This is a genomic window from Paenibacillus sp. J22P143, assembly GCF_059692035.1.
Genome location: NZ_JCAUAQ010000012.1, coordinates 97887 through 110673, shown reverse-complemented (window position 1 = coordinate 110673; position 12787 = coordinate 97887). Strand labels below are relative to the sequence as shown.

The 12787-nt window shown below is 48.7% G+C and carries 10 protein-coding genes; 6 read left to right on the top strand and 4 right to left on the bottom strand.

What is annotated here, in order from left to right; genetic code table 11:
• The first annotated feature begins 34 nt into the window (after window positions 1-34).
• The 3 genes from AC58PQ_RS17715 (at window position 35) to AC58PQ_RS17705 (ending at window position 3331) form a co-directional block, all read left to right on the top strand.
• Window positions 35-1516: an S-layer homology domain-containing protein gene (locus AC58PQ_RS17715; protein WP_497243731.1), complete on the top strand. Its 1482-nt coding sequence runs from the start codon at window positions 35-37 to the stop codon at window positions 1514-1516.
• Window positions 1517-1660: 144 nt separating this feature from the next.
• The gene (locus AC58PQ_RS17710; protein ID WP_497243729.1) at window positions 1661-2833 is read left to right on the top strand and encodes a beta-propeller fold lactonase family protein; all 1173 of its coding nucleotides are present in this window, start codon (window positions 1661-1663) and stop codon (window positions 2831-2833) included.
• A gap of 189 nt (window positions 2834-3022) precedes the next feature.
• On the top strand, window positions 3023-3331 hold the full coding sequence (locus AC58PQ_RS17705) for a hypothetical protein (protein ID WP_497243727.1): 309 nt from the start codon (window positions 3023-3025) through the stop codon (window positions 3329-3331).
• A gap of 23 nt (window positions 3332-3354) precedes the next feature.
• On the opposite strand, the gene AC58PQ_RS17700 is transcribed toward AC58PQ_RS17705, so the two are convergent.
• Window positions 3355-4050, bottom strand: a complete 696-nt coding sequence (locus tag AC58PQ_RS17700; protein ID WP_497243725.1) for a response regulator transcription factor — start codon at window positions 4048-4050, stop codon at window positions 3355-3357.
• The gene (locus tag AC58PQ_RS17695; protein ID WP_497243723.1) at window positions 4047-6257 is read right to left on the bottom strand and encodes a sensor histidine kinase; all 2211 of its coding nucleotides are present in this window, start codon (window positions 6255-6257) and stop codon (window positions 4047-4049) included. Before AC58PQ_RS17695 ends, AC58PQ_RS17700 begins: the two co-directional genes overlap by 4 nt.
• 605 nt (window positions 6258-6862) lie before the next feature.
• On the opposite strand from AC58PQ_RS17695, the gene AC58PQ_RS17690 reads away from it, so the two are divergent.
• From AC58PQ_RS17690 to AC58PQ_RS17680, 3 genes are all read left to right on the top strand, one after another.
• Complete coding sequence (locus AC58PQ_RS17690; RefSeq protein ID WP_497243721.1) at window positions 6863-7627, top strand: hypothetical protein; 765 nt, start codon at window positions 6863-6865, stop codon at window positions 7625-7627.
• Window positions 7628-7720: 93 nt separating this feature from the next.
• Window positions 7721-8422, top strand: a complete 702-nt coding sequence (locus AC58PQ_RS17685; protein ID WP_497243719.1) for a response regulator transcription factor — start codon at window positions 7721-7723, stop codon at window positions 8420-8422.
• Entirely contained in the window at window positions 8419-10008 is a 1590-nt protein-coding gene (locus tag AC58PQ_RS17680) for a sensor histidine kinase (RefSeq protein WP_497243717.1), read from the top strand. Before AC58PQ_RS17685 ends, AC58PQ_RS17680 begins: the two co-directional genes overlap by 4 nt.
• On the opposite strand, the gene AC58PQ_RS17675 is transcribed toward AC58PQ_RS17680, so the two are convergent.
• Window positions 9970-11895: an ABC transporter permease gene (locus AC58PQ_RS17675; RefSeq protein ID WP_497243715.1), complete on the bottom strand. Its 1926-nt coding sequence runs from the start codon at window positions 11893-11895 to the stop codon at window positions 9970-9972. The two genes, AC58PQ_RS17680 and AC58PQ_RS17675, sit on opposite strands and share 39 nt — an antisense overlap.
• Window positions 11882-12649, bottom strand: coding sequence for an ABC transporter ATP-binding protein (locus AC58PQ_RS17670; RefSeq protein WP_497243713.1), 768 nt, complete (start codon window positions 12647-12649; stop codon window positions 11882-11884). Before AC58PQ_RS17670 ends, AC58PQ_RS17675 begins: the two co-directional genes overlap by 14 nt.
• Window positions 12650-12787 lie beyond the last annotated feature (138 nt).

The following is a 12787-nucleotide window of genomic DNA, read 5'->3' as shown; positions in this document are numbered from 1 at the left end:
CAAACAAATCCATTTACTTGAGGAGTGTTTCTCGATGAAAAATAACAATAAAGTTCTAGCCGCTCTCACCATTTCAGCAACTGTCGGATTATCCGCTCTTCTTCCTTACCATGCCCTTGCAGCCAATCCTTTCACGGATTCCGCCAGTGCGACTCAGATTCAGTCCGCTATTGAGCAATTAGCCCAGCAACAGGTGCTCTCTGGTTATGAGAACAATACCTTCAAGCCCAATCAAGCGGTCACACGCAGTGAGATTGCCAAAATGGTAGCCCTCGCGTTCCACGTGAATACGATGGTGGATGCAACGACAGTTAGTCCTTTTCAAGATGTAACTTCAAAAGACTGGTACTACAACTATGCGATTTCCCTACAAGCTCTCGGCGCAATGAATGGTGTGGCTAGCCAGCAATTCGCTGGAACGCAAACGATCACTTCCGAACAACTGAGCAGCGTCATGGCAACGGTACTCCAAGTAGATGCAGCAACGATTCGTCAGTTGCCAAGCTACGCTTCACTAAGCAGCCAAGTTACCCGCGGTCAAGCTGCTTTGCTCCTCGCCCAAGCCCAGCAAGTGGCGCCTGTTCGTGTGACGAAGCTGGAGGTTTTGAATGCCATTTCCCTACAGGTGACATTCTCAGCACCGATTCCATCAGCAGAATTAGAGCTGGAGCCTGCGTCCAAAAACTTTGTTTTTGACAACGGTCTTGTCATCAATAACGTACCGCGCCTGAAAACAGGCTCTGTATCCACGTATATTGTTCCGGTTCCAACACAGAAAGCAGGTACGACGTACTCGCTGACTTATAAAGGTCAACCTGCTGTTACTTTCACAGCTAGCACAGAGCGCATCCGTTTGGATTCCACGGCTCAGGTTGCCAATGATCTATTTGAAGTTGAATCCCATCTAGCTGACGGTGTTGCGGATTACGGTTATGTCATTGCCGCTTACAGCAAAGGCCGTCCTGGTTCATTTATCGTTGACGCATGGAATCGGTATAATGGAACGACCTACCAAATCCTATCTTCCATGCGGGGGCGCCAAGTCCAAATCACCCCTGAGGGTGGTGCAACGATGACGGCTAATTACTTGCCTTTCACGCAAGCAACGGATGGTCGCCAAGCGCCTAAGTTCATTTTGCCAAACGGAGAGACCTTCCACCCTGGTGTCACATATACAGTTTCCGCAGACTGGGCAACACTTACGAACCCTACTTTTACAGCAAAAGAAATCGCTCCGCTCCAACTTCAATCCGCTGACGCCGTAGATGCGAAGACGATTGCAGTCACGCTGACGCAAGATCCGAAGGACGAAATCTTCGTTTCACGCCGCGTATCCTTAACAACTGCTGATGGCACAGTATTAACTGCTGAATACAGCTTAACGACACGTAAAGGTGCTGTTGGTACTTTCACGCTTTTGAATAATGCTCAGCTGGTTCCAGATACGACTTATACGGTTGCTCCAGTGGGTGCATGGGCTACGGCTTCAAGTGTCACTTTAAACTTGAAAAAGTAATCAATGACTTTTTAATCGAATGACAAAAAGATAAGGAAGATGACCTGCGATCAGGTTCTCTTCCTTACCTTCGTTTTTCCCAACTTATCCACAGGTATTGTTTCCCTAAAATTCTTACATCCTACATCCAGAGGTTGACCATCTATGTTACTGAAAAATAGTTCCCTATTCGCACGCTTAACGCCGCTCACGCTGCTTCTGCTCTTACTTGGCTGTAGCAGCCAACAATCGCCCCCAGTCAACAGCCCCAACCCGACAAAGACATCAACAACATCTCCTACCTCTGCAGCTGCAACACAAACGCCCGCGACGAGTTCATCACCTGCTGAGAATGCGACCGCTTCCCCTTTGACGGCAACGACCTTAATGTTGACGCATTCGAAGAGTGACTATATGTCCTTCCTCGATCCCGCTTCAGGACGCTTCGAGAAGCTTGTCGTAGGTAAAGCCCCTTTTGCCATCGCAGAGGGGTCTAATCATCGTGCTTATGTGTCGACAGCCGAGGGTGTCGCCGTCATTGATACGAAGCTCCGCACACGAATTGCTCTTGTCCCTTATCAGGCCAATGTGGGTAAACCACGCTTTGGTGAATATCGCTCGGGCGGCATGGGGATTGCGGTATCGCCAGATGGTAAATTCGCTTATGTCGGTGTGTATCTCGACGGCGGCAAGAGTCAGCTTGAAATCTTGGATACAGAAAAGCTCACTATGACGGGGCGAGTCCCTGTCGGCGTTCGACCTTTTGATGTCGTGACGTTGGACGGCCGCGAAGTATACAGTATAGACCACGACGGGTACACGGTGACGGCTGTCGATCCTTTCAGCCTAAAAGGTCGCACGTTAGAGGCTGCTCCTTTCGGTAAAGGCGGCTTCGAGAAGCCGCACTACGCCGCCGTCCGCTCTGATGGCCGCTTACTTCTGCCTTACCAAGGCCGCGGTCTTGTGGTGCTTGACCCGAAGAGCGGCAGCTATACAACCGAACCTTTAACGGGCAACACCCATCAGGAGGGTGTTACGCTTACCCCGGACGGTAAGCAGCTGCTGATCGTTGGCATCGGTGAGGCAGGCAGCGCAACAGGCAAGCCGAATCTGACCGTGCTCGACGCCAATACCTACAAGGAGAAGATCATTCCGTTAGCCCGCATGCACCAAATGGTCGCCAGCAGTGCCGATGGTCGCTATGCCTATCTCACAGGGGGCGTCACTTATGCCGATACTGGCTGGAATGGTATGACGGTCGTTGATCTCGCAACAGGTACAACACGCGAATTCGCGCTGCCCGATTACCCGCTGGATGTGCAGCTGCTAACGAATTAATAGCAATATCAACTCATGATAAATTCAGGACTTTTAAACCATATACTAGCACACCATAATTGGATAAACTTGGGTTTCGAGCAATTTTCATAGAAAGGTAGTTGATTTGCTATGAATAAGTTCTTACCCATGTCCGCTATCCTTTTGTTGGTTATTTTGAGTGGATGCGAGAAAAAGGAAGTTACTTTAGTGGCTAATAGTGATTCTTGGAAGTTTAAAGTTAACTATCTCCCCAGCAAGCATGGATACGTGGAGAAACAAACAATTGAATACATGGGGAACGAATCTGTAAATAAAGTCGACATTTTTCTGAATCACAATTATAACAGTTCAACTGTAAATTCCTTACAGGTTGAATCTCTTGTGGGTCCTCAGGAGTTAGTTACTAGAAGCGAGGTCGATAATTGGAAAGACGCCACAAATGTTAAGATCGTTTGGACCGAAAAAGATAAGTTACAAGAGGAAACAATGAATCTTACCCCCTCCATCGAGAAATAACGAAGGATCTGAGAGCCCCCCCTTCAATCCCCCTTCGCCATATAACCAACACCAGGGTAGGTCACAATTAGCTCCTGCCCTTCGGTGTGGGCCTTCAGCTTTTGCCGAATCCGCGCAATCGTAACGCGCAAATATTCCACCTCATCGCGATACTCACTTCCCCAAATCTCGCTCAACAGCTGTTCATGTGTCATCACTTTGCCTTCATGCTGCAAAAGGAGAACGAACAGATTATACTCCGTCTCCGTAAATTTCACTTCCATACCGCCGAGTCGTATGCGGCGCTGAGCTAAATTGACACTCACCGGTCCAACGGTCAGTTCGCTAACCGTAGATGGTGCAGGCAGGCGCCCATCTAAGCGGCGAAGCACCGCATTGACTCTGGCGAACAGCTCGTCCAACGAGAAAGGCTTGGTCAAATAATCATCCGCACCGAGATTCAATCCCTGCACTTTATCCGCGCCATTGCTTCTTGCTGTTAGCATGATGACAGGCACACTTGAATAGGTGCGCAGTCTTCGCAATACTTCGAAGCCATCCATCCCCGGCATCATCAGATCTAGCAAAATCAAATCTGGATCGACGGCTTCCGCCTTCTCCAACGCCTCTGCCCCGCTTTGACAGGCCACAGTCTCAAAACCTAACGATTTCAGATTCGCCGCGATGAAACGAATGATTTTGGGCTCATCGTCGACAATCATGATTTTCTTTGCGCTCATGCTAGCTCATCTCCTCCTTCAAACCGTAGAATCGTCAGTGTGAATCGGCTTCCCTCGCCAAGCTGGCTTTCAACCTTAATCGTTCCACCGTGGGCATCCATAATCCCTTTGCAAATCGCCAGACCAAGCCCTGTTCCGCCTGTTTGACGGCTGGATGACACATCCACACGATAGAAGCGATCAAATATTTTAGCCAAATGCTCCTCCGCGATACCAATCCCATTATCCTGCACGTGAACATACACATACTTCTCATCCGCTTGAGTGGACACATTTATGATCGGTTGCCGCTCATTATATCGGACTGCATTAATGAACAAGTTCAAGAAAACCTGCTCCATCCGGAGTTTATCTGCGTAAACTAAAGCTGCCTGCGTAGGCAGCTCCACCTCGAACTGAAGCTGAGCATCGCTGATCTCATCGGGCAGTCTACTTCTAGCACTTTCGATCACTGCGGCTAGCTTCAACGGTTGCGGATGAATTCCCATCGCCCCCGATTCAATTTTAGATATATCCAGCCACTCATCAATGAGATCTTGAATACGGCCTATATCTTCATGTATGCCTTCAAGCAGCTCCAATTTAAAATCCTCATCCCAATGAGCATCCCTGCGCAGCAAGGTTTCCACTCCACCGCGAATACTCGTAATTGGCGTTTTGAATTCATGTGAGGCGAGTGAGATGAGATCGTTTTTGAGCGCGTCGATTTCATGCTCCTTCGTTCTGTCACGCCACACATAGCCGCGGCCAAAAACCCGCCCCTCCCGCGCGACTTGAAACGCAGATACCATCATAAATCGCGGCTTGCCTTGTGCTGTTTTTACGGTCAAAGCACTCTGTACCCTTGGCTCTGCCCTCAGCTTGCTAAGCTGGAGTTCGCCCTGATCTTCAGGCAAAAGCTCAGCGATTCGCTCGAATAAATCAGCCTCTGGCATATTAGCCAATTCACCCATCGGAATCGCGAAGCTTTCCGCCATCTGATGATTCGCATACAGCACATTATGCTGTACATCAATAAGCACAATCGCATCGGACATGCTCTCTAAAACCGCATTCAACGTCGCATGCTCGTCCTGTAATCGCTGTGTTCGCTCTTCCACGCGATGCTCAAGCTCACTATTCAGCTGCAACAAAGCGCGCTGGTTTTCCTTGATCTGCGCTGCCATGCGGAAGAAATGCTCCGCGAGCTGATGCAGCTCCGATGGCGCTCCACGCGGTACAACCTTCTGGTCAGGCTGCGCGAACGAGCCTCCAGCTAGTCGCTGCGTATAGCCGACTAAGGCGTGGATCGTGCCGTTCAATCTTTTGGCCAGCAGACTGCCTAGCAGCACAGTTAAGATGAGCGTGAACACTAACAACAGCAGCGTTATCCGTAAAGATTCGTTGAATGCCGCATTGACCGCCGCGGTCGACCTGCTTACCCACACAATGAGATTCAAGTCAGGAATCAGCTTAAAGGTAATGAGCTCTTTATGTGCGGAGGTGCCTAATGAATAGGTGCCTTCGCCTTGTTTTTGCATTTTGGCATCTGCTACGATTGGCTCTTTCGATAAATCGGCCATGGATTCCGTCAGCGCAGCATTCGGATGATAGATGGGCTTGCCTCCATGATCAAGTACGACAGGATAGGTTTCTGTACCATAATCATATTTCGTAACGAGCGTCTTGATTGGCGCTAATTCTAGAACAGCCAACACGAAGCCATCTACCTGCTTGCTGCCCTTGTAAATCGGTACGGCAATCGCTATAGCTGGTTGATTCAAGCTTTCGGGACCTTTAAATAACGAAGAAATAATGGCTTTCTGTCCTGCTTTTACACGTGATGTGTAGTCCCGATCGTTGACATCTGTACCAATCAAGTCTGTCGACATTTGATGTGTCGCTTTAATGGTACCTTTATCATCCACCACATAGATGCCCGTGAACCCCTCCAAATTCTCTTGGAGCGATTGCAGCTTCAGCGTCAGGCTCTCTCGGTTCCTGAACGCCGCATCCGAAGCCGAAATGGTAGCTGCTAATGTTTCAACGGCATTGCGATGATAGGACATATACGCTTCTACCGCGTCCCCTAGTCGAAACGTCGTCTGCCGCTGGTTCTGATTCGTTTCTTGTGTAATATGCTTAATTTGTGAAACCTGAAATCCGCCTAGAATCAGGATCGGAATCAAGGCCATTAGGGCAAATGTAATCGTTAAATGTGACCTCATGGAATAATGCTTCAATATGAAAACACCCCGCTCTCCATCGCAATCATTTGTTTAGTTTCCAACTTATTTTACCACTGGCAAATTTGTAATGAAAATGAAATCTAACCTTCATGTTGTTTTAATGTTAAATGCCTATAATAAAGACCAACCCCCCTTTAAAATATAAACTTAGACCCACAGCCCGTTGCTGTGGGTCACTTTTTTGTTCATAGCCCCCTTGGTATGACACCTGAACAAGAAGGGTTGACGAAGGACTTACCTTATTCGTGTCACGAAAACTGTTGCGAAGCATGCAAAAGTACAACCTTTTTTATTGAATTAACCGCTCAAGCTGAAATGCTTGAGAAAGTGCAACTATTTCTGCGATACTCATCTTTTTATCACCGTTTCGGTCCAAAAGGATGCACTTTCGCACTAATGTATCTATGTTTAGCCGTTTTCCCCGAAAATGAGTGTACTTTAGCATCTTTGACCATTTACGCTTACCAATCACACAATTTCCCACAATCTTACGATAGGATGTCCATAATCTTTCGGTACAGTAAGGGTGTAAGGGAAATCAAACATCCCTGCACGCTCCACAAATCGAAAGGAGTTTTCTAACGATGAAACCAACATGGAAAAAACGCGCCGTTCAAACGAGCATGCTCGCTATTATGACAACCATCGCACTTGGTGCTGTAAGTGCATCTGCGGCAGATACGACAACGGAAGCTAAACCAGGTCAAGCCTTGCAAATGGTAAAAGCAGTGGGCGCAGCGCCAGCGGCGTTCTTCCACTCTTCGCAAGCAAGCTTGCTGAACCAACCAGCGCATGAGCGAAACTACTTGAAGATGCTAGCAAGTACATACACGCCTGATGCTCTTGCTGATTGGAAGAAAGCACTGGACGACCGGAAGCAAGTCGAAGCTGATTTCCCGAAGCCGACCTTCTCCAAAGCTATGACACTCCCTCGGGAATTTTCCTTAGATAAAGTGGAGGGTGTCGCTCCTATGGACGTAACTTTTACAACCTCTGCAGCATCTGGTGCAGTAACCGAAAAGATCAAAGACCTTCCACAAGGAGCTGCAACGAGAGTCCTCATCAGCCACGCTATCCCAGCGGAAGGACTGCCTGCAGAGACGACCACCCGAGTTCTTCCAGTTGAGGCTGGAGTGACGAGTGATATAATGAAAGCAGCGCCTGTAGAGTTGCCAGAATCCTTCAAACGTCAGCAAAAGCTCGCCGAAGCAGTTGAAGCAGATGATGCGGAAACAATTCGCGCCTTACTGCCAGAGTTGTTGAAGGATTATGTGAAAGAAACGGAATCTTTGCGTGAAATGAGCAAAAATATCAAAGATCAGCAAGCAACTGAGGCTGAGAAAAAATAAGTTAACAGCTGTACGAGGTGGAACCGATCGCACAAAATAGCGATTCGGCTCCACTTTTCCCCATTTTGTCAGGCATGGAAGGTGTGGTATACGATGTATAGCATTTATTTAGTAGAAGATGAAGAACATTTACGAGGCGTACTAGCTGCCTATTTGGAGAAAGAGGGGTGGCAAGTGCGTTCGTTCCCTGACGGGACCTCAGCTAGAGAAGCGATCTTGGAGCGGCCGGACTTGTGGGTCCTCGACATTATGCTTCCTGGCGTAGACGGCTTCCAGCTCATGCGTGAGATTAAAGCGGATCAGCCGTCGCAGCCGGTTATCTTCATATCGGCCCGCGATGCCGATATTGATCGCATCATCGGGCTTGAGCTTGGCAGCGATGACTATTTGGCGAAGCCATTCTTGCCCCGAGAGCTTGTGATTCGTTCACGAAAGCTGCTGGAACGGGTCTATGCAAGGCAAGGAAATGGCGTGCCGTCATCAGTATCTATGGAGCGCCGCGCGCAGCTGACCACATTGACCCCCTACACCATTGATGAGCCCGCGCGCACTGTAAGCGATAGTGATGGCACCACGCTCGATTTGACCTCGAAGGAATACGAGCTGTTGCTCTATTTCGTTCAGCATCAAGGGCAAGTGCTTGAACGCGAACAAGTACTTCGCGGGGTTTGGGGCATCGATTACTTCGGCACGGATCGTGTCGTCGATGATTTAGTTCGCAGGCTGCGTCGCAAGCTGCCGGACATGCGATTAGAAACCGTATACGGATACGGGTATAGGATGGTGAAAGCATGAGACTACGACTAGGCCAGTGGCCGCTTGCTATGAAGTTATGGGGCGCCTTCGCCGCATTAACCTTACTGATTTTCACGCTGCTTGCGGTGCTATTACCTTGGACGTTAAAAGGCTTTTTCACCGAGCAGCTATATAATATTTTGATGGATACCCAAAGCGGTCTACAGGTAGAGGCAACTGCAGCGGTCGCGAGCCCCGTCTTTACTTTCCCTTTGTCCACTCAGCCTCTGAACGTAGCAACAAAACCGATTACTGCCCCAGGAAGCCGTGTTGTCGTCTCACAGAATGCACAAGAAAGCACCAGTAAGAGCCCTGGTGTTGGCACGGTCAATAGCGAAACAGCACCAACTAGAGTGCTTACGGAAGCTAGCGCAGCCATTGATCCCTCTATGTTGGCCACACAGCTCACCTTGCCTGTTCAAGACACAATAGCTGGACCCTCCATTCGTCATTTTATGATTAACGGTGCACAAGCCGCTCTTGCGATCGAGACAACAACCTCCAGCACGGGACCGTTCATAGTAGCTATGGAGAAAGATGCGCTAGCTCAGATGCAGCCCGTAGCCAAGTATACGCGCAGTATCGATAACAACAGTATCTTCTATGTGATTCGCAAAGAAATCGTCCAGGGAGCTGCACCTAACTTCATCGTATCTTACGCATGGGGAAACTACCGCAACGATCTCATCATGTCGATGTTCGGCAGACTTATGCTGTTAATGGTTGGCCTGATCGTGGTCAGCTGGCTGCCCTGCTTGCTGCTGGCTCGCTATTTCACACGCCCGCTCGTTCAGATGGAGCGCCATGTAGGACGGATGGCGGAACGCGATTGGCATGAGCCGATCGACACGGGCCGCCGCCAAGATGAGATTGGCCGTCTCGGCAAAGCCATCGAACTGATGCGTCAGCGTCTCGTGAAGCAAGACCGTGCGCAGCAGTTCTTCCTGCAGCACACGTCGCACGAGCTAAAAACACCAGTCATGGTGATTCGCAGCTATGCGCAATCGATCCAAGATGGTGTTTTTCCGAAAGGCACGCTGAGCGCGAGTATCGGCGTCATTATGAAAGAAGGCGAACGCCTGGAGAAGCGCATTCGCGATCTTTTACTGCTGAATAAGTTGAATTATTTTACAGCCAAAGAGAAGCCTTTTCACGCCTTTGAGATCGAAGCGGTCATCGAAGATGTGGTTGAGCGACTCCGCTATCGGCGTCCCGAGATTGACTGGGAGCTGCAACTCGCTCCACAGACGCTTATCGGCGATCAGGAACAGTGGAAAATCGCCCTAGAAAACATGCTCGATAACCAGCTTCGCTACGCAGAGAACTGTATTCGCATCAGCGTGAATCCCGCTCCTCATTTTGAAATTCGGATGCATAATGACGGGCCGCCGCTGGATCAAGACATCGCGGATAATCTATTCGAGCCTTTCCGCACAGGCGGCAAGGGACAGTTCGGTCTCGGCCTAGCCATCGTGAAACAAATTATGGACCATCACGGGATGTGCGTTCGCGCTTTGAATGAGAGCGATGGCGTTACGTTTACCATTTTACCTGCCAACGATGCGGTTGGAGGCACCAAGGCATAGCACATAGTAGCAGAAATAAATAGCGGCATAGATAATCGTTGTAGATACTATAGGAACTAGCAGATTTCCGCTAATCAATTGAATCGTCGCCAAGGCTTTCAAAACCATAATGCTATGCACAACACCTAGCAAGAGTGGCAGCATGAACACGAACAGCGTTTGTTTGGCGATTGTCGTGCGAATCTCTTTGCGGCTCACGCCGATTTTACGCAGCATCACATAGCGCTCTTTATCTTCATTGGCATCGGTTAGCTGTTTGAAGTAAATCATACAGCCCGTCGCGGCCAAGAAGACAAGTCCTAGGAAGCCCAGCGTGAATATATCCATGCCAGCTGACTCCATGTTTTGGCGATATTGAAAATAGTACGTGGACAGGCCGTTTTGATCTGTTTTCAGTTTAATCAGTTTATCGGAGGTTAGCTTCGTTGATCCTTGGTCTTTCACGACGTAGCCTTTGTAGATCACCTCGTCAGATCCTGGAAGCAGCGTCGCATACAATTTATCGCTCACGATGAAGACCAGATCAGGGAAGCCCCAAGGGAGCATTCTTCCTGCAATCAGCTGTTGGACGGTTAGCGTTTGCTTGCCTGCCTGAGCGTTGAAAGAAATCGTATCACCCTTCACTTCATTCAAAGTGAACGTCGAATATTTCGGCTGAATGACCGCGACATCGTTGTCTTGAAGTGAAACCTGCCTGTCTCTATCCAGCGCCTCTAAGGTACGATTGTACATGGAGGCTGAGACAAGCTTGATGGGAACTGCGCTAGGCGAGTGGCTCGATGGATGATAATAGAAGTTCGTCACGTCCGCCGTAACTCGAATGATCGGTACATCTAGCTTTGCCTTGATCGGATGATCTTTATCCTGTTCCAAAATGGTGCTAACCTGCCCATCCAAGCTAGCTCCTTGCGAAATGTGCATGTAGCTGAAAGGAGCTTCCTCCTCGGCTTCCTTTGTTATCGTAAAATAGGCGCTTGAACCTACCGTTACCGCACAGAGCGTTAGCGCACTTAGCAGCGCAATCATCGTGAACATCCGCGTATTTCCGCGAATCCGGTAAATCAGTTGGGCTGTCGATATCATATTCATGCCTGCATAGTAGCGAGACTTCGTCTTTTGGGCGATTTTCAAGATGTAAATGAGTGCATACCGAAATAGCAGATAGGTGCCAGCAATCAAGCTGCCGAAGATCATGAGGAAATTCCGCCCCATTTGTCCTGAAGTCGTCATGGGTTGGAACACGGTCCAATAGCCGATGACTAAGAGTACAATAGCAAGTACTGCTGAGAAAGCCGATGGCTTCGGAACATGCTCCCCTTCTTGCTCCGCCTTGAACAATTCAACCAATTGGAATCGATAGATCAAGCGATAGCTATGGATCGAAGTCACCACAATGATGATCGCAAACACGATCAGTGTGTTCACAATCGCCTCCGATGAAATACTGAAGCTAACTTCAACGGTGGCATCCAGCAGCTTGAGGAACATCATCGCAAACAGCTTGGTCAATAGCGTCCCCAGCACGATCCCCACCGCGACGGCGCCAATCCCCATCATCATATTTTCATAAAATAACATCGTCCCAATCTTCCGCTTCCTCACACCAAGTAAGGCGTACAGGCCTACTTCTTTCTTCCTCTTCTTGGTGAAAAACGAGTTCGAGTACCAGATAAATACAGCTACGAAGAGGATCAGAATGATCGAGGCTTGCTGGAAAACCGAGCGCATGCCCTCCCATTTCTGTACATTGGCCGCAATTTCCTCGCTGTAACGTAAAGAAACGAACGTATAGTAGATCACGACACTGAAAATCATCGAGATGAAATAGATCAAATAGTTTTTCAGATTACCGATGACATTCCTTCTGGCCAAACTAAATAAGGTCACTTGCTCCACCCCCTAGTACCGAGAGCACATCCATTACCTTGTTGAAAAATTCCTTTCGCGTAGACGTTCCCTTATTTAACTCCGTAAATAATTTACCATCTTTAATAAAGACGACGCGTGTACAATAGCTAGCTGCAAATGCATCATGCGTCACGACCAGAATGGTCGATTGATCCTGCACGTTCAAGCTCTGTAAGCTTTCCAGTAGCTCTGTCGCCGACTTGGAATCGAGCGCTCCTGTCGGCTCATCCGCTAGAACGAGGCTGGGGTTTGAGACAATGGCGCGACATGCGGCAGTACGCTGCTTTTGCCCGCCAGAAATTTGATACGGATATTTGTCTAGAAGTGCATCTATGCCAAACTTCTTAGAGATAGCCGCTACTCTGCTTTCCAGCTCAGCCACCTTCATTCTCGCTAGCGCAAGAGGGAGGATGATGTTCTCTTTTACAGTCAATGTATCCAGCAGGTTATAGTCCTGAAAAATGAAGCCTAGCTTGTCGCGGCGAAACGCTGCAAGTTCCGCTTCCTTCATCTTCATCAGTGAGATGCCATCCACTGTGATTTCCCCTGAGGTAGGTTGGTCAATCGTGGCCAGCAAATTCAGCAAGGTCGTTTTACCCGATCCGGACGGGCCCATAATGCCAACGAACTCGCCTTGCATGACGGTCAAATCGATATCCTGCAAAGCTGTGAATACATTTCCTTTGGACCCATATACCTTCTTCAGTTGCTTCGCTTCAACGATGGTTTTCATATCGGTTCTTCCTCCAATAAGCATGGTTTTTTCTTTATACCGCTATCCTACTATCTATGCGTCCTACCAACCATCGAAGTAACTTACAACGTATCTGGGTAACCTTACAATTTTGTCATGATTGTGCTACCATTTCTG